Origin of the sequence: Proteus sp. FZP2095 (genome assembly GCF_023701425.1) — a bacterium.
Taxonomy (GTDB): domain Bacteria; phylum Pseudomonadota; class Gammaproteobacteria; order Enterobacterales; family Enterobacteriaceae; genus Proteus; species Proteus cibarius.
Genome location: NZ_JAMQBJ010000002.1, coordinates 233,830 through 257,648, shown reverse-complemented (window position 1 = coordinate 257,648; position 23,819 = coordinate 233,830). Strand labels below are relative to the sequence as shown.

The following is a 23,819-nucleotide window of genomic DNA, read 5'->3' as shown; positions in this document are numbered from 1 at the left end:
TTACTTCTGTCAAACAGTCACTTTGAAAGGACTAGAAGTACAGACGCATACCTGTTTCGAAGATATATTGTTTTTTATCTTCATACTTCACGTTATCACTGCGAGCATCATCGTATGCCATTTCAGCGAATAAACGTAAGTTGTTATATTTAGATACTGCAAAACGTTTATCTACACCCACAGTATAGGTTTCTTTTTTGTAGTTGAACGTGTTTGCATCACCATCACGCAGGTAGTAACCCGCATACATACCACTTTCGATACGATCCCAGTGCCATTTCACACCAACACCATATAAATCTGCTTTCCAATCGCCTTTAACTGAGTTCCAACCACGTGGGTTTTTAAATTGATTTTCATAGAGGGCTAAACCTGGGTTTTTACCACGAGATTGACCATAGTCTAAACCAATAGAAAATTCACGGCCTGGGAAGAAGTATTCTGCACCAAAAGCTAAAATACTGTTTTCAGGTGTTTTATCTTTATTTGGACCTGAATTGTTTGCTTCACCTTTAGCAGCAGAATAACCTGCATCAAATTCTAAGCCGAATGTTGATTTATAGAAACCAACTAATGAATAAGCTCGTGTAATATCACCTGCAACACGACGACCATCATCACCTGTTTTACCCGTCACTGTACCCGCTAATTTGAAACCTTCGTAACGATTAGTTTCAATAAAGATAGTTTGTGGTAAACGGGTCATAAAGTTGTTTTTACCAACACCGTTAGTATTTACATATTTACCATTAACGCTCGTTTCACCACCGGAATAACCGACTGAACGACCCAATACATCGCTAAAGTAGAATACACCAGTGTTACCGTAGCCATAGCTTGATTTTTTAACCCAGTCGATCGGAATATAGGTACGACCAAATTGGATTTGACCATAATCACGGTGAGAGAAACCCACATAACCCACACGGTTGTACATTTCAAAGTTTGATTTAGGGTTGTCACTGTTAGTTTTTTGAGTGTCTGAACCCCACTCTAATTTACCAAATACTTTGATATCGTTAGTCAGTTCGTGTGAACCGAAGAAACCGATACGGCTACCGTCATCCGTCATTTTCATTTCATGATTTTGGCTAGTCACTTGTGTTTTTAAACGGAACTGACCGTTTACATCAAAACGTGTACCTTTATCGTTATACACGTTTACTGCGTTTGCAGATCCAGAAAGAACCAACAAACCAACCAGTGCTGCTAGAGGCTTCAAGCTTTTCATGATTAAAATACCCATCTATTTTCTATAGTTTTATGATTTTCTTTAAGGTCAAAAATAATACCGCCGTATATAGTTGACCTGAGATTCAGGCAAAAGATCTCTGCCACGAATTTCGAAAAAGAAAATCGCTCTCACAATTGATAATTTTTATAGCTACTAATTATGACTCTACAAAATCTTCTTAAAGGTTTTAATTTCCTTGACACAGACGTAATCACCAATAAGACACAAAAATAATATCCTCATTATATTTAAATAAGGGCATTGCTTTTATTTCTGTTAGGAAAAGAAATAGGTTGTTGAGTTTTCGATGGCATGTTACTCAAAAAAAAGCCCTACTTTCGTGATGTAGCCCACAATTACACCAATGTGCATTTTCATGGTTACATACCCAAGTGATAGGCATCACAATTAAAGGTAAAGATACGTGTTTTTTGAACTTAATCAACTTTTTAAAAATAGCGCTTTTGGATTTTTCTTTTATATTTCATTTCTTTATAAGACTCTTTTTTTTGCTAATAAAAAATTTATCCCCCTATTTAATATATTTAAAAGGAAGTATTAATTTTAACCACTAAATAAATAACACTAAAGATTTGAATATTGTTATTCCTAATTAATAATTTTTATTCTTTATATTTATTTCTTATTTAAATAAAGGCAAAGTCGAATTTAAATACAATTTAACTGGTGATAACGAGTAGCACACTATCATAAAAAGAATAATTATCTGCAAATATCAAAAAGAGGAGCATAAGAATACCATTCAATCACAATATCTAATCAATACGTACAAGTAACAACAAAACCTAATGAAACATTACGAAATCTAAATTATTACCATGGTTAATATAAAAAGCCCAATAGTGCTATTTTATCGATATTTGAAAAAGAAATATCAAAATTTGTGATCGAAATCACTTTGTTAATTATGAAAAGCACCCTTCTATATTTTCCTGATTTTGTGATAATTATCACATGATAGTGTCAGGAATATTTTTGTTTTGTAAATTAATGCAGGGATAAATCTGAAAGTGATTTCAGTTTGTAAGCGAAAAGAGTCTAAAAATAAAATTATGTGATTATTATCACATAATGATTTATGCTGAAAATCATGTTATTTCATTATCAAAATTCTTAATTAATTCGACCCAAATAAGAATAAAACTCATTATCATAGAGTAGAGTTACTAATTATTCGTTTCAGCTTTTTTATCTTTTTATTAAATAACACTGTATAGATTTTCTTTTAAGGGATATTACCTTTTAGATACCTTAAACATTCAGTATCATATTGCGGTAAATAATGATTAAGGGGAATGTCAGATGCTGTGGTTTAAAAATATTTTGGTCTATCGCTTAAATAAAGAGATAGCACTGTCGATGGATGAGTTAGAACAACAGCTTGCTTCATTGGCATTCACACCTTGTAGTAGCCAAGATATGACTCGAACAGGTTGGGTTTCTCCAATGGGCGATCGAGGTGAAGCGCTTATCCATGTAGCCGGTAAACAAGTCATGATGTGCGCACGAAAAGAAGACAAAATCTTACCTGCAACTGTCATTAAGCAAGCACTACAAGACAAAGTTGAAAAACTTGAAGGTGAACAAGGCCGTAAACTGAAAAAAACAGAGAAAGCCACCTTAAAAGATGAAGTAGTTCACACCTTACTTCCTCGCGCATTTAGTAAATTCTCACAAACTTTTATTTGGCTAGATTTAGAAAAACAGCTAGTCATTGTTGATTCAGGCAGTGCAAAACGCGCCGAAGATAACTTAGCCTTGTTACGCAAAACCTTAGGTTCACTACCAGTTGTTCCTCTGAACTTTAATGAGTCTGTTGAATTAAAAATGACAGAGTGGGTACGCTCTGGAGAACTCCCTGCTGGCTTTACCTTAATGGATGAAGCAGAGTTAAAAGCTGTACTAGATGAAGGCGGTGTTATTCGTTGTAAAAAACAAGAATTAGTTTCTGACGAAATTGCGACACATATTGAAGCGGGTAAATTTGTCACCAAACTTTCTGTAGATTGGGAAGATCGTCTGCAATTTATGCTTTGCGATGATGGTTCTATCAAACGGATCAAATTCAGTGAAACTTTACGTGAACAAAATGACGATATTGATAAAGCCGATTTTGCCCAACGTTTTGATGCCGATTTTGTTTTAATGACCGGTGAATTAAGCGCCTTGATTGAACGCGTCACCGAAGTCCTCGGCGGCGAAGCAGAATAACGCCATCTTACTAACGAAAACAGCCTATCATTTCATCTGAATAGGCTGTTTTTTTATCTAATAAAAATTTATTTTTGAATTAAATAACGGATAGTCGGGCCATCTTGTTGAATATCTAATACAGTATAACCGTAATTTTTCGCATCAAGTGGAATATTGTTGATTGATTGAGGACAATCACTCACCACTTCTAATATTTCACCTTTTTTCAGTGATGGCATAGCTTCAAGCGTTGCCACCGCAGGATAAGGACAAGGTTCACCGACCATATCTAAACGATAATCAGGAATAATGGTGTCTTTCTGACTCATGCGATTTCCTTATTAATCTGCGTTGAAATAGATTGTGCTTGTTGGGCTTTTTTACGGAAAAAGTGTTTTTCCCACCAAAGTAATAATACAAATGACACACCAAGCATCAGATACGTCACACCTAATCCCCCCACAGGGCCAAAGGTATCAAGTAAATTAATCTTGTCATAATCCATTGCGATCACTGAGGCAAAATCATCCCAATAATAAGCCAGTAATGTTGAACCGATTACGTTACCAAGCCCAACCCACCAAAAGTGGATTTGACCTTCAACGGCACGATACATCCACCCCGTTTCACACCCACCAGCCAGAACAATACCGAAACCAAAAAGCAAACCACCAATGACGGCATTCGGGCCTGCCCACATAATTTTAGGTGCAGCACCTAGCTGAACATAACTGAAGATCCCAATCGCACTCACCGCCATACCGATGATAATCGCTTTTGCCATATGGGTTCTGCCTGTTATCCATAAGTCACGGAAAGCAGAAGTAAAACAGATTTGCGCACGTTCAATTAAAATACCAAAACCAATACCGCCTAACATAGCGAAACCCAGTTTTGGTGAATCAAAGAGAATAATTAAAGACCACGCAATCATGGCAAAAAAGATCACCATTCCCAATCTAAAGCGGCGCTTCGCTCGTTGTTTATCTTGAGTGATAGGTGAAGCTTGACTGACTTTTTGCAGTTTTACCGGAATACGAAACAGAGGCATCAATGATAATTTGGCGCCAAAGTAAGAGCCGATTGCCGTTGCAACAGCAAAAAACCAAGCATGTAAAGAGAACTGAGGAATGCCAGTAAAGAAAGCGGCAAGGTTACACCCCATTGCTAAACGAGCACCAAAACCAGCGATGATCCCACCTAGAACAGCTTGAAGAATACGAATTTTATGCTGAGGATGACGAAGTTTGACGTTGTTAGCCCAAAGAGCGGCCATAATACAACCTCCAAACATCCCGATAATCATAACGCCATCAATACGCGTTAATGGCGTACCTTCAAGACCAATGATTTTAAAATAACCCCATTCTTCAGGGTGAGCACCAAACCATTGCATAACGTGACCGCCCCAACGAGTAAATTCACCCGTGACAGCCCAGAATGTACCGGTTAAACCAAAGTAGTAAGTTGATAAGATACCTGCCGCAATAACAGCTGGAAGAGGCTTCCAAAAACGGATCAGGTATTGAGATTTAAATTCTGACCAAGACATGTTTTTTCCTAGAGCTTACCTCTACGAGAGACCCTCTCCACGCAGTAGGATTGGCCGAACATGTTACTCCGATAATTTTTTTATCAAAGAGTCAGTATTCAGATAAATGAGATAAATTTGCGTTATAACAAACTTTTTGTAACAGATAGGTAACTTATCCCACTTATAAACCTTGTGAACATTCAATCTATAAGTGGGTAATAAGCTATTAGCAAATACGGGGTAATGGTTCGTTATAAGGTAAGTCAAGAATACGGCTAGTCCCGAAAATTCCTGTTAACCGAATATAATTATCCTCAGTAACTTCACCAATAGTACAAGCGTCTTTACCTAAAGTATGTTGATGTAACGCTTCAAGTACTTCAGCTTCAGCTTCTGGTGATACCACTAAAACAATTTTTCCTTCGTTAGCAAAATTTAGCGCTTCAAGCCCTAATAATTCACAAACGCCACGAACAGATTGTTTCATCGGTAATTTGCTTTCATGCACATTCATTCCACAACCACTGGCTTGAGCAAATTCATGTAAAATTGCGGTCACACCACCTCGTGTGGCATCACGTAATGCACGAATACCTTCGATTTGACGTAAAGGTGCGATCATTGGCTCAAGAACAGCGCAGTCACTTTGTAGATCCGCTTCTAATCCTAAATTTTCACGTAGATTAAGGATTGTTGCGCCGTGATCGCCAATAGTACCACTCACTAAGATCTTATCGCCCGCTTTGATATTGTTTGCAGCCCAATGAATTTTGGTTGGGATAACGCCAATACCTGCTGTATTAATAAAGATCTTATCCGCAGCACCACGAGGAACCACTTTCGTATCCCCTGTGACAATCTGTATTCCTGCTTGTGCAGCCGCTTTCGCCATCGCCATAACAAGGATTTCTAGGGTTTCAAATGGAAGCCCTTCTTCAAGAATAAAACCACAGGAAAGGTAACGAGGAACCGCACCACCAACAGAAAGATCGTTAGCCGTACCGCAAACAGATAATTTACCAATATTTCCACCGGGAAAAATAATCGGATCGATGACATAGCTGTCGGTACTAAATGCAAGACGATCGCCAAGAGTGGTTAACTCATTTAATGCGATCCGCGCTTGGTCTTCTTTTTCATTTAATAATGGATTATCGAACGCTTTTAAAAACAGTCCTTCGATAAGTTGTTGCATACCTTGCCCACCATTTCCTTGAGCTAAGGTGATTTCATCAGGTTGTTTCATATATTACCTTCACGGCGATACTGATAATAAGCCGCACATGCACCTTCGGATGATACCATTAAAGCACCCAATGCCGTTTCTGGTGTACAACTTTTACCAAAGAGTGGGCAATCGGAAGGTTTGCATCGTCCTGTTAATACATCGCCACAGCGAGATTGTGGGTTATCTGCCACTTTCTGCGGTGCAGGTGTAAAACGTAACTCAGCATCAAACTCAGAATAAGCTGGTGTTAATTGAATACCTGACATTGGGATCTCACCCAATCCACGCCATTCACTGGTTTCTTTTAACATAAACACTTCGCTAAGTGCTTTTTGAGCCAACTTATTACCTTCATTCGGTACAATGCGACTATATTGGTTTTCAATACTTAAAACATAATCTGTATTTTCTGCTTTTGCTTTAAGTTGTTTAATGACCATCAGTATAGCTTGTAATAAGTCTAATGGTTCAAATCCTGTCACTACAAAAGGCTTTTCAAATTCGTCACATAGCGGTTGATATGGCGTACAACCAATCACCATGCTGACGTGCCCCGGTGCAATAAAACCGTCAATGCGAACATCATCTTGCTCTAGTAGGCAACGTAAAGTAGGCACGATAGTTATATGCTGACAAAACAGAGAAAAGTTTTTAAGCCCGCGCAATTTCGCTTGTTGTAGCGTCATTGCTGTGCTTGGCATCGTCGTTTCAAAACCTAAACCAAAGAAGACAACTTGTTTGTCTGGATTATCTTGTGCAATTTTGAGTGAATCGAGTGGTGAATAGACAATACGAATATCACTACCACGACGACGTGCATCAAGCATTGAGCCATTACGACCAGGTACTCGCATTGCATCACCAAAAGTACAGAAAATGACGTCAGGACGGGCTGCGATTTCTAAACATGCATCAATTCGTCCCATCGGTAATACACAAACAGGACAACCCGGCCCGTGAACAAATTCAATTTCTTCTGGTAATAAGCGGTCTAAACCAAATTTAAAAATGGCATGTGTATGCCCACCGCACACTTCCATGATTTGTAATGGACGTTTAATAGGGTGAGGCCATTGTGAAATAGTTTCACGAATTTGGGCTAGTAAGGCTTTCGCAAGTTCGGGATCACGAAATTCATCAACGTACTGCATCATCAGCCTCTTCGAGGGTTACACCATAAACATGCTGTAATGCATCAAGAGTATCTTGCGCTTCTTGCTCATCAAGAATACTCATGGCAAATCCCACATGAATAAGTACCCATTTGCCTAATAATTCACTAGGTTCGCCTTCACATACCATTGAAATATTAACAGCACGTTTGACACCACTGACCTCGGCATAAGCGAGTTGGTGGACGTCTTCACCCACCTCAACAATCTTAGCTGGAACACCTAAGCACATAAACGACTCTCCAACCAAGCTAACCACTCTTCCATGCCTTCACCCGTTGTTGCTGATAACGCAATGATTTCGATATTTGGATTAACACGACGAGCTGATTCAATGCAGGCTTGAACGTCAATATTCAGATGTGGCACTAAATCAATTTTGTTGATAATCATTAAATCAGCCGCAGCGAACATATGCGGGTATTTCAGAGGCTTATCTTCACCTTCAGTGACAGAAAGAATAGCGACTTTATGCTTTTCACCCAGATCAAAACTGGCAGGACAAACTAAGTTACCCACGTTTTCAATAAAGAGAACGCTGTTATCCTGTAAGCCTAATTGGTGTGTCGCATCATGCACCATTTGTGCATCAAGATGACAACCTTTGCCTGTATTTACTTGGATCGCTGGCACACCTGTTTCACGGATACGATCCGCATCATTAGTAGTTTGTTGATCGCCTTCGATCACAGCACAAGACACTCGTTGCGCTAACTGTTTTAATGTTTGTGTTAATAGTGTCGTTTTACCAGAGCCTGGACTTGAAACTAAATTCAATGCCAACACATTTTGTTGTTCAAAATGTTCACGGTTATGAACGGCAATACGGTTATTTTTATCCAGCACATCCATTTCAATTTTCAGCATACGCTTTTGGCTAATACCGGGAGCATGTGTTCCTGCTTCACCTTGGCCATAATGCATATTCTGATTTTCAATCACTGGGCTAAATTGCTCTTCGTGTTCGTGATCGTGGCTGTGAGAATGATGATGAGAGTGCTCATGGCTATGATCATGAGCATGGTCGTGATCGTGACTGTGAGAATGGTCATGACTGTGTGAATGATCGTGTTCATGATGATCGTCATGTCCATGATGATGTTCATGGAAAACAGGAGTTTCGTTTAGCTGTGCATCGTTATGAAAATGGAGGTGAACATCACCGCTGTTATGGTAATAGTGGTGATGAACGATGATAGGCTGACCATGAGTTTCGTAGTTATGCTTATGCTTTTGTTCAGACTTATCAATATATTTATGAACAGTATTCGCTGGAGTAGCATTGTGTTCATGATGATGATCATGCCCATGATGGCTGTGATCATGATGATGACCGTGGTCGTGATGATCATGGTCATGAGAGTGATGATGGTGGTGCTCATGTGAATGAGGCTCTACGCCTTCAATTCTGACATTGCCTTCGCCACAACCGCAAGTGCTACACATATTCTGACTCCTGTACTATTCAATAAGAAGAATGTGACTCAGTGTCGCGTAAAATTTCTACACTATGATCTTAACTGACCACGGAAGAGAGAACGACGACTTAAATCAACTTCTGCTACGGATTGTGTCTGAACAGGAAGAGAAAGAGCCATTTTTACACTATTTTCAACCAACTCAACAGCATGTTCCGCTACTAAATGTCTATCAAGTGGCGACATTAATGAACAAGCAAGATACTGCATACCACCCGCAAGCTCACCCACAACGAATTTAATCTGACCACAAGGTAATTCTAACCCTATGCGATCACCGACTTTTCGATGTGGCCATTCTTGTGAAGGCCCAGGGAAGACAACCAGTTCTAGCATCCAAGGTGTAAGAACAGCACCAATCCACTGATTTTCAAATAAGGTAAATCCACCTGCTTTTACAGGAATACCTTCGCGATAAAAAGGAAGCCCTTTCATCTCTTTTTCAGCGATTTCACTAAAACGTGTTTCAAGTTGCTCAACAGGCGGTTCATCATATCCTATGATATCCCAGCTTAATTCACTCATGCTGTTACCTCTTTAGGTGTGACAGAAATGCCATATTCACGCAAAATATTCACCACATGTTCTAGTGCAATTTCCATTGATTTCTCACCAATGTCAGACAGCGACATGCTTGGCTCTAACGATGCAGGTTCAATTCCCACTAAAATTAGTTTACGTGGAAATTCATCTGTCATACGCAGTGCCATTAATACATCAGATAAACCTAGCTGATGAGGAGAAATTTTCTGTGTAAAAAGTGCCGGAACATCATCATCATGTAACACAAAAATACTGCCCGGTTCATGATTACTTCTTACCGCATCGGCAACAATCAGGAGGTCTCTTGCAGCGATATCTTGCAAAATTTCCATACCTGATGTGCCACCATCAATAACATCGACGTTCTCTGGTAAAGAGAAGCGCTCTTCGAGCGCTTCTACTATACGAACACCAATGCCTTCATCGCTTAGTAATAAATTACCAATACCTAAGACGAGAGTTCGCATTATAATACCTTCACCTTACTTAATTCTTTACCTGTTAAATCAACCATATGCACAGCACATGCCATACATGGGTCAAAGGAGTGGATTGTTCTTACCACTTCTAATGGTTTTTTCGGATCAGCAACAGGTGTACCAACAAGTGATAACTCATAAGGACCCGGTTCATCATTAAAGTTACGAGGACCCGCATTCCATGTTGATGGAACAACTGCCTGATAGTTAGTGATTTTACCGTCTTTAAACACGATCCAGTGAGATAACATACCGCGAGAGGCTTCTTCAAAACCGACACCACGATACTCTTTACCTGGTTCAAACTCTGGTTTAATAAAGGCAGCTGTATCGCCACGACCAATATTATCAACCAGTGATTGCCACAAGAAGTTTAGAGAATCTTGTAATACACACGCATGAACAGTACGTCCAATTATGCGTCCCCAAGTTGACTCTAACTGCTCATTAACCAGCGTTTCACCCGTTAATTTAGTGTATATCCCATTGATTTCGTTATAGTGTTTAACAGTCCCTTCATGCTTACCTGCTAAACCACATACTAACCATGCTAACGTACCCACTTCGACAGGTTTGCCATAGAATGTAGGTGATTTAACCCATGAGTATTTTTCGTTCTCATCCCAACCTGTATATTTAGGACGAGTCAAACCTTCCCACGGTTTTAATGGTTCATCATCTTCATACCATGCGTGTTTACCACTTTCTTCGATACCGTCTTTCAGGTTTTCATCTTTCCAGTCTTTAATTGGACGATACGTTGAGAAATCAACGCCTTCCATATAACCACCAGACAATAAAAACTCAGTGTTATTACCGTTAATAGGTAATTCAGGTACAGATAAATAGTAGTTCGCACCTTTACCAATTTTTAGCCATTCAGGGTAATAAGCAGCAAAAATAGCAGTATCGACTTTATAAACTTGTTCAATAAAATCGCCAAGATTATCGATAAAGTGCTTCACATACATTAGACGTTCTAAGTTAAGAACACTTGGTGCATCAAGGTTAATTGGGTTAGCCACACCACCTACTGCCAAGTTTTGAATATGTGGTGTTTTACCACCAAGAACCGCAACGATACGGTTGGCATCACGCTGACATTCAAGTGCTTGCAGATAGTGAGCAACAGCAATCAAGTTAACTTCTGGTGGTAATTTCATGGCTGAATGACCCCAGTAGCCATTAGCGAAAATACCTAACTGACCGCTGTCAACCAGACCTTGAATTTTTTTCTGAACCTTTCTGAACTCTTCAGCAGAGTTTAATTGCCACTGAGAAACGCCTTTTAGCATCGCTGACGCTTTTTCAGGATCGGCTTGTAACGCTGAAGTAATATCAACCCAGTCCATCGCAGAAAGCTGATAGAAGTGGACGATATGGTCATGAAGAATATGCGAAGCCAAAATAATGTTACGGATATACTGCGCATTGACAGGAATATCCATGCCTAAGGCATCTTCAACAGCACGTACTGAGGCAATTGCGTGAACTGTCGTACAAACACCACAGATACGTTGCACGATAATCCATGCATCACGAGGATCGCTTCCTTTTAGGATCTCCTCCATTCCGCGCCACATGGTACCGGAAGACCAAGCCTTAACAACTTTTCCGTTATCAATTTCACAATCGACGCGTAAATGCCCTTCAATACGGGTAATAGGATCAATAGTAATGCGTTGGCTCATGATTTAACCTCAGCCTTTTTTAATTGTATATTTGAATCTGTTTGTGCAGGTAAAACCGGCAATAAACGGATAATAAGAATGTAAGCAGTTACTTCAAATGCAACGAAACCAATAGAAATCAGCAATTCGCTTGCTGTTGGGAAATAGTGGTAACCATTGCCAGGATTGTAAGCAACTAAAGAGTAGTTCATACGCCACATTGCTGCGCCAATTAAGATAAATACAGCACAAACAAACAGCATTTTTGGACTACGGCGGTTATTATTTAAATGCATCAAAATAAGAGGAAGCAATAACAATGCAGTTTCAGCAATGAATAACCACGAGAACATATCTCCATTTCCGATATAACTCAGTTTACCGTTCCAAATAACCTCGCCCCAACGGCATACCAAGAACGCAATCAATAACACTTCAATCACGCGTGTTAACTTGGTAAACAGTGGTGTTTCATCATCATTCATGGTGCGACTTGCTTTTAGCAAAGAGCCTTCAAAAATAACGATAGTAAAACCGAGGAGGAAAGCAGTTAACAGAGAAAACAGCGGTAACATCTCATAAGATTGCCACAGTGGATGTACTTTCCAACCCGCTGAAATCATTAATGATCCCATTGAGGATTGGTGCATGGTTGGCAGTAAAGCACCAAGACCAATAATAAAGAACATCGCTTTATTAAGACGTTTCAACGACACTTTCCAACCTAAACGTTCTAATAACGCAGGTAAGAATTCTAATGCCATCACCATAATATAGATGGTCATACAGGTCGCTGTTTCAAACAACACTGAGTTAACGTTAAAGTATTGCGGCATAAAGAAGTGAGGCATGTTCCAATAACGACCAATATCAATAGCGATGGATAAACCACCTAATGAATAGCCGAACAAGCTCGCTAACAATGCAGGACGCACTAATGGGTGAAATTCCCCTTTATTAAAGACATAAACAGCCCATGCAAGTGCCCAACCACCACATGCAAAGCCTGTCCCTATCAATAAGTCAAAGGCAATCCAAATACCCCAAGGATATCCCCCATTCAGGTCAGAGACATCGCCCAGACCTAATACCAAACGCTTACCAATAAGAATAAAACCGAGCACAGCAAGCGGTAAAAATACTCTTACTGCTAGAGTAAATAACTTACCGCCAAGTGGACGAGGATCATGACTCGACATCGTTATCCTCCTTGTGGTGTTCCTGCTCTTGTTTTTTACTATTACGGTTAACCAAATAGGTGATCCCTGCAAGGGCTGCTATTGGTAATACCATGCCTTTATAAAGCGTATGTTGAATATGTTCAGAACGCGCACCCGTTGATAATGGTGCCACTTCTGGCATTCCTAAATTGTCGAAAGGAACCGCAGAAAGTACCATGACTTGCGTACCGCCACCTTCAAACTCACCATAGATATGATCTTGATATTCAGGAATTTTATGTAGATAAGTATCGCCACCACTAATGGTTTGTCGTGGGTAATGATATTCTTCACCCGCTTTTTTCGCTAAACGACGTTTTGCTTCTTCCAGCAACTCTTCGCGTGTACCGAAAATAACTGCACCAGTAGGACAAACTTCAACACAGCCTGGTAATAAGCCTTTATCTAAACGCTCAACACCTTTTTGGTTACAAAGCTCACATTTATAGAGCTTACCAAATGGATCATCATAATCGTATTTTGGAATGTTATAAGGGCATCCCACCATACAGTAACGACAACCTGTACAGATATCCGCGTGATAATGAACAATACCGGTTTTTGGATCTTTGGTTAACGCAGAAACAGGACAAACAGAAACGCAGTTTGCATCAACACAATGCATACATTGTTTCTTAATAAAGGCATAACCGTTTTCCAGTTGGTCTTTATTTTCACCAGTACCATCACGCCAAATTTGAATAATGTTATTTGTGTAAGGACTTAATTTGTCATTGTTTGACCAAATCGGATCACCATTAGCGTAAGTATCACCACGCTCCATTGGCTCCGGGTGATTAATTTCCTGACATTTTGTGACACATGCTTGACAGCCTACACACAGTGTAGAGTCGTAGAGCATACCGAGAGACCCAGGAATTGGGGGACGGTTCTGCGCCGCAGCATGACTCGCAGTGGGTGCCATTCCCGCAAGGAGAACCCCACCTGATGCCAGCTTAAAGAAATGACGCCTATTCACCGTTTATCCTCCTGTGAGGCTCCTGTGGCATTCTTGTCACGGCCTAATTGACGCACAGCCATCACACTGACACCCGCAACTGCACCCACGACAGCACCCAGTAAGCCAGCAGCACCATAAGAAACACCACCACCTTCTTTTGCATTAACATCAGGTACTTGTGCTTTTGGTGTTGGCTGGTAAACGTTCGCTAATTGGAAAATACCTTTAGTAAAGCCGATACCTTCTTCGTTACAACCATAGCAAGGGTGACCGATACCGACAGGCCAGATCCCACCACCGACATCGCAGAATTCTAATGTTGGGCAGTTACCATAAGTTTCAGGGCCTTTACAGCCTAAATGGTATAAACACCAGCCTTGACGATGACCTTCATCACCAAATTCTTTAGCAAAACGACCCGCATCGAAATGAGGACGACGTTCACAGTTTTCGTGAATTAAACGCTCATAAGCAAAAAGCGGTCTGTTTTTGCTATCTAACTTAGGCAATTTGTTGAAAGTAATAATATGTGCAACAGTTGCTAAGAAGTTATGTGGGTTTGGTGGACATCCTGGAATATTGATAACGGTTTTACCCGGTAAAATAGCTTCCAGTGATTTAGCGCCAGTTGGGTTACCCCCAGTAGCAGGTACACCGCCCCATGCAGAACATGAACCAATCGCAATAATCGCAGCAGCCCCTTCAGCGGCTTCTTTGATATGCTCAAGAATTGGTTTACCTGCAACCATACAGTAAACACCGCCATCTTTGTCTGGGATTGAACCGTCAACAACGAGGACGTACTTACCTTTATATTTCTCCATCGCATTGTGTTTATTTTCTTCAGCTTGATCACCAAAAGCTGCAGAAAGCACTTCGTGATATTCGAGTGCGATAACATCAAGAACGAGGTTTTCCAGAGTCGGGTGAGTTGCTCGTAATAAAGACTCCGTACACCCTGTACACTCCTGAGCACCAATCCAGATAACGGGTGGACGTTCAGGTGATGCCATTGCTTCTGACATTTCTGCGGCAGCTTTGCCGCTTAATCCCATGGTAGCTGACAGCGCAGCACACAATTTCATAAAATCGCGTCGGTTAATACCATGATGGGAAAAAACATTATTCCCCAAGGCCATATATCTCTCCTGATATGATGATTTTTAATTGGAATAATTTTAAAACACCGCCTTTTTAACACTCCGACACAATAATGACTTGATCATTATCAAGCGATAATTCATTAAAAAATAAATTATTCTTTTATGTGAGTAAAAACGTTTCAGCAATATAAGGTTTAATGCCTATTTTTTATATATTTCGTCATTTTAAATTTATTAAAACCCTATTTAACAATGATAAGGCAAATAGAAATAATTATCATTATCCTGATGGTGTGACAAAAGATATATTTTAAACTAATATAAATCAATACCTTACAAAAGGAATAAAAAACAAACAAATTATAAGACAATATATTTAAAATAATACAAAATTAATAATTCATTATTTCTAATTTCTAATTAAAATTATTAAAAATAAGTTCTAATATATTTTTTAATTATAATGATGACTCTTTTTTTCATATTATCAACCTTTATATTACATCACAAATAATGTTAAAAATTGCATTTCATAAACAAGAAATGATTACATTAATATATTTAATTTCAGCTTATTTTCATTACTCATTTAGCAACTCTTCTTTTGTTATTAATTTTTAATCGTCATGATAGTGTTTATTTTATAACCAAAAAACAACCTATTTTTCTTATCATTTTTCATATAGTTATAAGTATATTCGTTTTTGGAATAAGAAGTTCCCTTAGTATAAAACCGCTATAAAATTAAATACATATTGATATGTGACAACAATCAAAAACTAAGATCATTAATAATTACTAATCAGTACATAATGGCAATAATTTCATTAGGTTATTTTATAACATATCGAATTTATAACGAAATTAACGTAAATAAAATTTAATGTTAAATCCCTGTTGTTTTTGTGGATAAAAAAAATACAATTTATCGATAAATAGTCCCCAAATAGAGCCTATTTCTTTTTTTTTGTGAGAATAGATAAAAGAAGTGGTCAGAAATCTAAAAATTTGAAAAATGCTTTGTTAACTATTTGTGTTTTTTAATCAGACAAAGCCCCCACTGATAGTAAGCAATAAAGTGGGAGTAAGCACAAAAATGGTACACAACAAAGCACAGACTCTGAAGATCTTGATTTAGGAACGATAGGAACGATAGGAACGATAGGAACGATAGGAACGATAGGAACGATAGGAACGATAGGAACGATAAAATAATAAGAATACCGGATATAACAATCAAAATAAAAAAGCCATAACACCGAAATGTTATGGCTTCTAAATTTATTAAAATAATAAAATGCTATGTGTAGTTCTCTGCCTTTCACGCTTTATTTTACTCACTGCTTATCAAGGATAAGAAGTGATTTGAATAAGTAAATAAAATCTACTTACCTGAAATTGGAATGACTGAAAACAACGGTCTACCTGGTGCAATAAAAAAATAAGTACCCAAATACGGATAACTTAGATAATAAATAAATTAGGCGTTTTAACACGTTACAGAATATTTCAATTTGTAACGTGAATGCATTATATCCAATAAGATTTTTTGCGCAAGTTTTTTTACACTTAAATGAAATTTACATAAAGACATTATAAATCACAAGGTTATAGAAAAACTTAACTTTAAAAAGTTGATTTCAACAAATCTAAAAATGAAAAAAAATGGAGAGTTAATGAATATTAATGTTAAGAGAGTTCAAATAATAGTATCTACTTAGCATTAATTGATTCAGCCAACTATTACTCAATAAACTTAGTTAATTATTTATTCCGTAACTTAATCTATCTATAATTAATATTATTTAATACTAAAGTTAAATTTTATTCTAACTCAATTTTATTAATAATATTGATAACCACTAAAAATGGTAAAAATATAAACTCTGTTTCTTCCATACAATAAAAAAGCACTTTATTCATCATTTTACAACGACAAATAAAGTGCTTTTAAAATAGCGTAATAATACTTAGATAAATAGCTTATTTGCTAAATTTTAACCGCCTGTAGAGACCGTTTCCATTCCCACGAGTCCAACTTTGAGATAACCCGCTTTTCTTAGCGAATCCATGGCCGACATTAATGTTTCGTAATCAACCGTTTTATCCGCTTGGAAAAAGATTGTTGTCTCTTTGTTTGCTTGTGTCATGGTATCTAACACATTCGCCATCGTTTCATGAGTGACCATCTCTTCACCAATGAAAATTTGTTTATCTGACTTAATTGTTAAATAAACAGGCTTTTCAGGGCGAGGTTGTGGTTTTGCACTTGAAGCGGGTAAATTTACTTTTATATCAACAGTAGCTAAAGGTGCCGCCACCATAAAGATAATGAGCAGAACCAACATGACATCAATAAAAGGCGTCACATTGATATCATGCAATTCATTATCATCACCTGAATCATCACCAAGACGCATTGCCATAATTCATTACCTTGCTTTGCTGTTTTCGATATCTAAATCACGGCTGACTAATGTCACCACACCTGTTGCGATATCACCAATTTCACCACGATAACCCGCTATCATACGAGCAAAAATGTTATAGATAATAACCGCTGGAATTGCCGCAATCAGACCAATTGCAGTTGCTAATAGCGCTTCGGCAATACCTGGAGCAACAACGGCAAGGTTTGTCGTTTGAGAATGAGCAATACCGATAAAGCTATTCATGATCCCCCAAACTGTACCGAAAAGACCGATAAAAGGAGAAATTGCACCAATTGTGGCTAAGTAACCATTACCGCGACCTAATTCACGGATAATGGCTGCAACGCGACGTTCCATCCGCATTTCAACACGCTCTTTAATACCTGAAGCCACTTTACTTTCTTGAGAGTAAGTACGCTCTAATTCTGCATCATTAAAAAAATCAGCGGTTGCACTTTTATGACCAAATTTCTTGCTAATCGCTAACGCATCATTAAGTGATTTAGCTTCAACTAACTGAGCAGTCTCATTTCTTAAGCGACGACGCAGTGAAATCAAGTAGCTTCCTTTCGCGAAAAATAGTGCCCAAGTGACAATAGAGGCTAACAGTAAGCCAATCATGACACTCTTAACGACTAAGTCTGCATTACGGTACATACCCATTACAGATAAATCTTCAGCAAATCCACCACCAGCAACCATTTCAGGTTGTACCTCTGATGATGCATTTTCTGTCGCTAAAGGGACATTTTCTGAATTATCAGCCGTTGTTACAGGTGTATTTTCACCTTCTGGCTTAGCAGTTTCAGTGCCTACAGCTTTCACTTCATTACCCGCTGTTGAGACTGTAGTAGAAGTAGCAGTTGCTGGTGTGGCTGTTCCCTGTGTAGAAGCTGTTGAAGAAACGGCAGCAGTAGTTGGCTGTTCAGTTGGTGTGGCAGGAGTCGTATCCGCAAAAGCAGAGCCTGTCAGACCGATTGCCAATAGAATAGAAGCTGTCAAATTACGCATCAGTTGGCCTTTTACTCTCTTTTTTATCTATTTATTTATTCAGTAATGGCATCGTTGCGCCACTACTTACCCAAAATCGTTCGCTTACAATCATCCTGTTTGCCATCAGGAAAGAGAAAACGCTCAAATGATATCAAACATGAAGCATTTTGATAGTAATTATCATTACTATTTGGCTATTTTTTTTTCATTTGTCGATTTTTAAGACAAATTATCGTTATTTCACGTAACGTGAAATTTTATCAACTACCCTGTAAGCCTTTTGTACTTATCCAAAAAATGAATTAACTTGGGGGTAAACACACCATCAATTAAAAGAAGGTATTAAGGATGACGCTAAAAAAACAAGAAACCTCACTCCTCCTTTCTGGTCGAGCTAAAAAATATTCTCAAGGCGCAGTAAACCCAATTATACAACGAACATCATCTGTTATTTTTGATTCCGTTGCACAAAAACGTGAAGCAACAAAAAAACGGGCTAAAGGTACGCTTTTTTATGGTCGCCGAGGCACAACTACCCATTTTGCCTTACAAGAAGCATTAACTGAATTAGAGCAAGGTGCTGGCTGCGCACTATTTCCTTCAGGTGCAGCGGCGATTACGCAATCTATACTCGCATTTGTTGAGCAAGGCTCTCATATTCTTGTTACAGGTTCTGCCTACGATCCAACACAAAATTTTTGTGATCAGATCTTACGTAAATTCTCAGTCACAACGACCTACTTTGATCCTTTAATCGGCAAAGAGATCAGCCAATTGCTACGTCCTGAAACAAAAATTGTTTTTCTTGAATCTCCAGGATCAATCACGATGGAAATTCACGACCTACAAGGAATAGTCAATTCAGTTCGCCAATATAACCCTGAAATCATTATTATGATTGATAACACTTGGGCGGCAGGACTACTGCTTAAACCACTGACATTAGGTGTCGACATTTCAATTCAATCTGCCACAAAATATATTAATGGTCACTCTGATGGCATGCTGGGTTTTGCTGTGGCTAATGAACGCTGTTGGGAGCAGTTACGAGAGAATACCTATTTATTAGGTCAATGTGTTGATCCTGATACGGCTTATATGACAGCAAGAGGATTAAGAACACTGCCTGTAAGAATGAAGCAACACGAACAAAGTGCATTAGAAGTCGCTCGCTGGTTAAAACAACATCCTTTAGTTGATAATGTTTATCACCCTGCATTAGCTTCTTGTCTAGGACATGAATATTTTCAACGTGATTTCTCAGGTAGTAACGGCTTATTTTCTTTTAGTTTAAAGAAAATCTTAACACCTGAAGAATTTGCGCATTTCTTAGATAACTTTTCATTATTTAAGATGGCATTTTCATGGGGAGGATTTGAATCTTTAATTTTAGGTTATCAACCTAATGATATTAAAGCGATGCGCCAATATGAAACTCAGCCAACATTTACCGGAACACTATTTCGCATTCATATTGGATTAGAAAATGTAGATGACCTTATTGAAGATCTAGAGCAGGCGTTTTTACGTATTTCTTAATAAAGAATGAATTTTTTATTAAAAAAAATCTATCCCTGTGGCTCCACAGGGATTAAATCAAACTGTTCTCTTTATTTTGCGTTAGAATAGCGAACATAAAGTCCTTTTTTAATGCGAGTTCGCTGATGGGTACATTAAAAGAGATAATTCACGCACTCATGCAACACGATTATATGGTGTTGGCTAATCCTAATGTGCTGTGGGTTATCTATATTGTTCTTTTTGTTATTATTATGCTGGAAAACGGGGTATTACCCGCCGCATTTTTACCAGGAGATACACTGCTTATTCTTTGCGGTGCCTTAATTGCAAAAGGTGTTTTACACTTTTTCCCGACTATCATTATATTAGGCACTGCCGCTAGTATTGGGAGTTGGCTCGGCTTTTTACAAGGTCGCTGGCTAAGTGATACGAAGGTAGTTAAACGTTGGATGGCTCAATTACCAGAGCAATATCACCATAAGGCAAATGATCTCTTCCATCGCCAAGGTTTATATGCGCTATTATTGGGTCGTTTTATTGGATTCGTACGTACATTATTACCTACCTTGGCAGGTTTATCTGAATTAAAGCAACGTCGCTTTCAACTATTTAACTGGTTAAGTGGCTTCTTATGGGTAGGGATTATTGTTTCTTTAGGTTATGTGCTAAACCTTATTCCATTTGTACAAAAGCATGAAACACTTGTCATGAATATCTTGATGACATTACCGGTATTGCTTTTAAGTGCAGGTTTAATTGGCTCGATTGTGATGTATATTCGCCATCGTAAAAATAGCACCAGCAGTAAGTAATTAAAAAAACACGCCATTATTTAGATCAAAAAATAATGGCGTGTTTTATGTATTATCTGATACTGCAATAAAAGTTCAGTTGTTCATTGTCTTATCTCCACATCAATTAATATCTGACTAAAATCCCATTTATATTAATCACAATCATATTCTTCCTAGCTCTAGCTTTTAAAGCTTAATGGCTTTTGACGCAAGAAACGTTGGGATATAACTATCAACTAAGAAACGAGCATGGGGAGCAAAATCTTCTACAAAATCCTGCAATAAAAAACCCGCTTTTAATTGCCCGCCAATAAGATCAGTCAAAGAGTGTCCAAAGACCAGTCCATCACCTCTTGCGACTTTTTCTTGCAGAATATCCGAAGGTAATGAGCCTTGATCGCTATAAGGTAAGCGGTAAATTGGCCTCATTAATCCCTGTGAACGTAATTGCGGATCTCTATCATCAACAAATACAACAGGATTATAAAAGCTCGCCATTAGCACACCGCCTTTTTTCAAAACACGGTAACACTCTTGCCAAACAGGATTTACATCCGGTACATATAGATTTGAAATAGGGTGAAAAATAATATCAAAACTTTCATCAACAAATGCGGTTAAATCAGCCATATCACCCTGTGCTGTTACCAAATCTAGCTGATGCTTTTGTGCCAATTGGCAATCTTTGTCTAATTGACCTTCTGATAAATCAAACACGGTCACAATGCCACCCGCAGCCGCCAAGATAGGCGCTTGTTGCCCACCAGCAGAAGCTAAACAGAGTATTTTTTTACCTTTAATATCCGCTAACCATTCGTTCTTTACAGGACTTGGTGTTAAATGTACTTTCCAGTCACCTTGCTTTGCAGCGATAATTTCTTCATCACTCACAGGCTTAGACCACTGATTTTCCATTGCGGCTTGTTTATCCCAATGCTCTTGGTTTAATGTTAAATAATGACTTTCCATATTACTCCTTATAAATTAACTACAATTTGAATTGCTGTAGTCACTAAGAGAAATAATTCATCTCTTATTTCTACAACCTTGTAGTTATAGGTATGTCAGACTATCTAGTCTAGGCACAATGGAAAACTTTCTCCTGATTAATTGTCAGACTTCAGAACATCGAATTAAGGTGGAAACAAAATGCAAAACTTTACTTATTACTCGCCCACTCGCCTTCATTTTGGTCAAGGACAAATAGATAAACTTCGTTCTGAAATTGGAAAAAATGAAAGAATTCTACTGACTTATGGCGGTGGCAGCATTAAGCGCAATGGCGTATTAGACCAGATTTATACGGCACTTCCAGGCTATCAAATTCATGAGTTTAGTGGCATTGAACCAAACCCATCTTATGAAACACTTATGAAAGCGGTTTCTTATGCCAGATATCACGGTATCACGCATTTATTAGCTGTGGGTGGCGGTTCCGTTATTGATGGCACAAAATTTATTGCAGCTGCGATACCTTATCATGGTGAACCTTGGGAAATCGTAACCAGTCGCGGTAAAGTGGTCGAAAAAGCAATACCGTTAAGCTGTGTATTAACACTTCCAGCAACAGGAACAGAAACCAACAGCTTCTCTGTTATCAGCAAAAAACAGACAATGGATAAACAAAGCTTTGCCAGCCCTCATGTTTACCCTCACTGCGCTATTTTAGATCCAACAACTACTTATTCTTTACCACCAAGACAAACTGCCAACGGTGTTGTTGATGCTTTTATTCATATATTAGAGCAATATCTCACTTATCCTGTGAATGCTCGTGTACAAGATGAATATGCAGAAGGCCTTTTACGTATTTTGATTGATCAAGGGCCAAAAGCGCTGACGTCACCTACAGACTATGATATCCGTGCTAATATAATGTGGACAGCATCACAAGCGCTAAATGGTATCCTTGGTGTTGGTGTTCCTCAAGATTGGGCTACGCATGCATTAGGTCACGAACTCACTGCTTTACACGGACTTGATCATGCACAAACTCTCGCCATCGTTTTACCTGCATTATTAAATGAAAAACGTCAGGCTAAATATGGCAAGTTAATCCAATATGCACAAAAAGTTTGGGGTATAAACCAAGGTTCAGATGCTTTTAAAATTGAAACTGCGATTAATGAAACTCGAAAATTCTTTGAATTAATGGGACTTAGAACTCGACTGGCTGATTTCAAAATTGGTGAAGAAGATATTCCTGCATTAGTGCGAAAGTTGGAAGAGCATGGACAAATTGCACTGGGTGAGCATCAAGATATCACCTTAGAAGTCAGTCAACGTATTTATACAGCGGCACTCTAAGTACTTTTTGCGACTCTGGAGATAGAAATGGATAAACCTAAACTGATCAAATTATCTGATGGAAATACCATACCACAACTTGGTCTTGGTGTTTGGAAAGCAGATAATCATCAAGTTGTTAAAGCTATTCATCACGCACTTGATACAGGCTATCGCCTTTTTGATACCGCTGCGATTTATCATAATGAAGAAGGTGTGGGTAAAGCCTTAAAACAGATCACAGTTCCTCGTGATGAACTTTTTATCACAACAAAATTATGGAATAACGATCAGACTCATGCCCGTGGTGCCGTATTAGAAAGCCTCCAGCGTTTGCAACTTGATTATATTGATCTTTATTTAATGCATTGGCCAGTACCTTCACGAGAACTTTATGTTGAAGCTTGGAAGCAAATGATTATTTTGCAAAAAGAAGGATTAGTAAAAAGCATAGGTGTCTGTAATTTTAAAGAAGAGCATCTGGAACGGATCATTACTGAAACGGGTGTAACACCTGTTATTAATCAGATTGAAATTCATCCTTTGATGCAACAAGCTCCATTAAGAGCATGGAACACAACACATAATATTGTCACTGAATCCTGGAGCCCACTAGCACAAGGTGGCGAAGGTGTCTTTGATCAACCTATTATTCAAAAATTGGCTGAAAAATATCATAAAACTCCAGCACAAATTGTTTTACGCTGGCATTTAGATAGTGGACTTGTGGTTATTCCGAAATCAGTTACCCCTTCTCGTATTGAAGAAAACTTCCATATTTTTGATTTTAAATTAGAAAAAGAAGAAGTAGCTGAAATTACCGTTCTTGAGCAGAAAAAACGTTTAGGCCCTGATCCTGACATTTTTGTTGATATCTAATTTTTACGTTTCAATAAAATGGCCAATAGAATTTATTTTCTATTGGCCATTCTGTAACAAAATATCCCCCCCTCGTTT

21 protein-coding genes are annotated in these 23,819 nt (G+C 38.4%); 5 read left to right on the top strand and 16 right to left on the bottom strand.

The genetic code is table 11. The annotated features are described in order from the left end of the window. Positions 1–31: 31 nt before the first annotated feature. A complete protein-coding gene (locus NBG71_RS11390) occupies positions 32–1,231 on the bottom strand; it encodes a porin (RefSeq protein ID WP_223672539.1) in 1,200 nt (399 codons plus the stop codon). A gap of 1,326 nt (positions 1,232–2,557) precedes the next feature. Between NBG71_RS11390 and rdgC the strand changes: the two genes are divergently transcribed. Then, positions 2,558–3,466 (top strand): recombination-associated protein RdgC, encoded by a 909-nt coding sequence (gene rdgC, locus NBG71_RS11385; protein WP_099659982.1) that lies wholly within the window; start codon positions 2,558–2,560, stop codon positions 3,464–3,466. A gap of 68 nt (positions 3,467–3,534) precedes the next feature. Here rdgC and yedF read toward each other — a convergent pair whose 3' ends face one another. From yedF to exbB, 14 genes are all read right to left on the bottom strand, one after another. After that, on the bottom strand, positions 3,535–3,777 hold the full coding sequence (gene yedF / locus NBG71_RS11380) for a sulfurtransferase-like selenium metabolism protein YedF (RefSeq protein WP_006535172.1): 243 nt from the start codon (positions 3,775–3,777) through the stop codon (positions 3,535–3,537). Next, complete coding sequence (gene yedE, locus NBG71_RS11375) at positions 3,774–5,000, bottom strand: selenium metabolism membrane protein YedE/FdhT (RefSeq protein WP_191901785.1); 1,227 nt, start codon at positions 4,998–5,000, stop codon at positions 3,774–3,776. Before yedE ends, yedF begins: the two co-directional genes overlap by 4 nt. A gap of 208 nt (positions 5,001–5,208) precedes the next feature. Continuing rightward, on the bottom strand, positions 5,209–6,228 hold the full coding sequence (gene hypE / locus NBG71_RS11370; protein WP_099659983.1) for a hydrogenase expression/formation protein HypE: 1,020 nt from the start codon (positions 6,226–6,228) through the stop codon (positions 5,209–5,211). Next, positions 6,225–7,361, bottom strand: coding sequence for a hydrogenase formation protein HypD (hypD, locus tag NBG71_RS11365; RefSeq protein ID WP_075674243.1), 1,137 nt, complete (start codon positions 7,359–7,361; stop codon positions 6,225–6,227). Before hypD ends, hypE begins: the two co-directional genes overlap by 4 nt. After that, complete coding sequence (gene hybG, locus NBG71_RS11360; RefSeq protein WP_006535180.1) at positions 7,348–7,614, bottom strand: hydrogenase maturation factor HybG; 267 nt, start codon at positions 7,612–7,614, stop codon at positions 7,348–7,350. Before hybG ends, hypD begins: the two co-directional genes overlap by 14 nt. Further along, complete coding sequence (gene hypB, locus NBG71_RS11355) at positions 7,605–8,828, bottom strand: hydrogenase nickel incorporation protein HypB (protein WP_075674244.1); 1,224 nt, start codon at positions 8,826–8,828, stop codon at positions 7,605–7,607. Before hypB ends, hybG begins: the two co-directional genes overlap by 10 nt. 62 nt (positions 8,829–8,890) lie before the next feature. Further along, positions 8,891–9,385, bottom strand: a complete 495-nt coding sequence (hybE, locus tag NBG71_RS11350; protein WP_156733035.1) for a hydrogenase-2 assembly chaperone — start codon at positions 9,383–9,385, stop codon at positions 8,891–8,893. Then, positions 9,382–9,870, bottom strand: coding sequence for a HyaD/HybD family hydrogenase maturation endopeptidase (locus tag NBG71_RS11345; protein WP_006535184.1), 489 nt, complete (start codon positions 9,868–9,870; stop codon positions 9,382–9,384). The genes hybE and NBG71_RS11345 overlap by 4 nt, the downstream gene beginning before the upstream one ends. Continuing rightward, positions 9,870–11,573 carry a hydrogenase 2 large subunit gene (gene hybC / locus NBG71_RS11340; RefSeq protein WP_064718974.1) on the bottom strand — a complete coding sequence of 568 codons (1,704 nt, stop codon included), beginning with the start codon at positions 11,571–11,573 and terminating at the stop codon, positions 9,870–9,872. The genes NBG71_RS11345 and hybC overlap by 1 nt, the downstream gene beginning before the upstream one ends. Then, complete coding sequence (gene hybB / locus NBG71_RS11335; protein WP_075674247.1) at positions 11,570–12,751, bottom strand: Ni/Fe-hydrogenase cytochrome b subunit; 1,182 nt, start codon at positions 12,749–12,751, stop codon at positions 11,570–11,572. Before hybB ends, hybC begins: the two co-directional genes overlap by 4 nt. Further along, positions 12,738–13,751 carry a hydrogenase 2 operon protein HybA gene (gene hybA, locus NBG71_RS11330; protein ID WP_036911746.1) on the bottom strand — a complete coding sequence of 338 codons (1,014 nt, stop codon included), beginning with the start codon at positions 13,749–13,751 and terminating at the stop codon, positions 12,738–12,740. The genes hybB and hybA overlap by 14 nt, the downstream gene beginning before the upstream one ends. Beyond that, a complete protein-coding gene (gene hybO, locus NBG71_RS11325; protein WP_075674248.1) occupies positions 13,748–14,872 on the bottom strand; it encodes a hydrogenase 2 small subunit in 1,125 nt (374 codons plus the stop codon). The genes hybA and hybO overlap by 4 nt, the downstream gene beginning before the upstream one ends. 1,961 nt (positions 14,873–16,833) lie before the next feature. Beyond that, positions 16,834–17,262: a TonB system transport protein ExbD gene (gene exbD, locus NBG71_RS11320; protein ID WP_075674386.1), complete on the bottom strand. Its 429-nt coding sequence runs from the start codon at positions 17,260–17,262 to the stop codon at positions 16,834–16,836. 6 nt (positions 17,263–17,268) lie between these two features. Beyond that, a complete protein-coding gene (gene exbB, locus NBG71_RS11315) occupies positions 17,269–18,279 on the bottom strand; it encodes a tonB-system energizer ExbB (RefSeq protein WP_156733034.1) in 1,011 nt (336 codons plus the stop codon). 330 nt (positions 18,280–18,609) lie between these two features. Between exbB and metC the strand changes: the two genes are divergently transcribed. Together metC and NBG71_RS11305 are read left to right on the top strand one after the other, a co-directional pair. Next, entirely contained in the window at positions 18,610–19,800 is a 1,191-nt protein-coding gene (metC, locus tag NBG71_RS11310) for a cystathionine beta-lyase (protein WP_099659986.1), read from the top strand. Positions 19,801–19,925: 125 nt separating this feature from the next. Next, positions 19,926–20,594, top strand: a complete 669-nt coding sequence (locus tag NBG71_RS11305) for a DedA family protein (RefSeq protein WP_075673720.1) — start codon at positions 19,926–19,928, stop codon at positions 20,592–20,594. A 168-nt stretch (positions 20,595–20,762) separates the two neighbouring features. On the opposite strand, the gene NBG71_RS11300 is transcribed toward NBG71_RS11305, so the two are convergent. Further along, positions 20,763–21,545, bottom strand: a complete 783-nt coding sequence (locus tag NBG71_RS11300; RefSeq protein ID WP_075673719.1) for a class I SAM-dependent methyltransferase — start codon at positions 21,543–21,545, stop codon at positions 20,763–20,765. 180 nt (positions 21,546–21,725) lie between these two features. Here NBG71_RS11300 and NBG71_RS11295 point away from each other — a divergent pair, with 180 nt between their 5' ends. Then, a complete protein-coding gene (locus NBG71_RS11295) occupies positions 21,726–22,883 on the top strand; it encodes an iron-containing alcohol dehydrogenase (protein WP_075673718.1) in 1,158 nt (385 codons plus the stop codon). A gap of 27 nt (positions 22,884–22,910) precedes the next feature. Next, on the top strand, positions 22,911–23,741 hold the full coding sequence (gene dkgA, locus NBG71_RS11290; RefSeq protein ID WP_075673717.1) for a 2,5-didehydrogluconate reductase DkgA: 831 nt from the start codon (positions 22,911–22,913) through the stop codon (positions 23,739–23,741). Positions 23,742–23,819 lie beyond the last annotated feature (78 nt).

Bases quoted from the DNA above. Each gene is read 5' to 3' on its own strand.
- yedF (WP_006535172.1), bottom strand. From the start codon at position 3,777: ATGAGTCAGAAAGACACCATTATTCCTGATTATCGTTTAGATATGGTC.
- hybE (WP_156733035.1), bottom strand. From the start codon at position 9,385: ATGAGTGAATTAAGCTGGGATATCATAGGATATGATGAACCGCCTGTT.
- hypD (WP_075674243.1), bottom strand. From the start codon at position 7,361: ATGCAGTACGTTGATGAATTTCGTGATCCCGAACTTGCGAAAGCCTTA.
- yedE (WP_191901785.1), bottom strand. From the start codon at position 5,000: ATGTCTTGGTCAGAATTTAAATCTCAATACCTGATCCGTTTTTGGAAG.
- metC (WP_099659986.1), top strand. From the start codon at position 18,610: ATGACGCTAAAAAAACAAGAAACCTCACTCCTCCTTTCTGGTCGAGCT.
- hybB (WP_075674247.1), bottom strand. From the start codon at position 12,751: ATGTCGAGTCATGATCCTCGTCCACTTGGCGGTAAGTTATTTACTCTA.
- exbB (WP_156733034.1), bottom strand. From the start codon at position 18,279: ATGCGTAATTTGACAGCTTCTATTCTATTGGCAATCGGTCTGACAGGC.
- hypB (WP_075674244.1), bottom strand. From the start codon at position 8,828: ATGTGTAGCACTTGCGGTTGTGGCGAAGGCAATGTCAGAATTGAAGGC.
- hypE (WP_099659983.1), bottom strand. From the start codon at position 6,228: ATGAAACAACCTGATGAAATCACCTTAGCTCAAGGAAATGGTGGGCAA.
- NBG71_RS11345 (WP_006535184.1), bottom strand. From the start codon at position 9,870: ATGCGAACTCTCGTCTTAGGTATTGGTAATTTATTACTAAGCGATGAA.
- NBG71_RS11300 (WP_075673719.1), bottom strand. From the start codon at position 21,545: ATGGAAAGTCATTATTTAACATTAAACCAAGAGCATTGGGATAAACAA.
- NBG71_RS11295 (WP_075673718.1), top strand. From the start codon at position 21,726: ATGCAAAACTTTACTTATTACTCGCCCACTCGCCTTCATTTTGGTCAA.
- NBG71_RS11390 (WP_223672539.1), bottom strand. From the start codon at position 1,231: ATGAAAAGCTTGAAGCCTCTAGCAGCACTGGTTGGTTTGTTGGTTCTT.
- hybO (WP_075674248.1), bottom strand. From the start codon at position 14,872: ATGGCCTTGGGGAATAATGTTTTTTCCCATCATGGTATTAACCGACGC.
- NBG71_RS11305 (WP_075673720.1), top strand. From the start codon at position 19,926: ATGGGTACATTAAAAGAGATAATTCACGCACTCATGCAACACGATTAT.
- hybG (WP_006535180.1), bottom strand. From the start codon at position 7,614: ATGTGCTTAGGTGTTCCAGCTAAGATTGTTGAGGTGGGTGAAGACGTC.
- hybC (WP_064718974.1), bottom strand. From the start codon at position 11,573: ATGAGCCAACGCATTACTATTGATCCTATTACCCGTATTGAAGGGCAT.
- dkgA (WP_075673717.1), top strand. From the start codon at position 22,911: ATGGATAAACCTAAACTGATCAAATTATCTGATGGAAATACCATACCA.
- rdgC (WP_099659982.1), top strand. From the start codon at position 2,558: ATGCTGTGGTTTAAAAATATTTTGGTCTATCGCTTAAATAAAGAGATA.
- exbD (WP_075674386.1), bottom strand. From the start codon at position 17,262: ATGGCAATGCGTCTTGGTGATGATTCAGGTGATGATAATGAATTGCAT.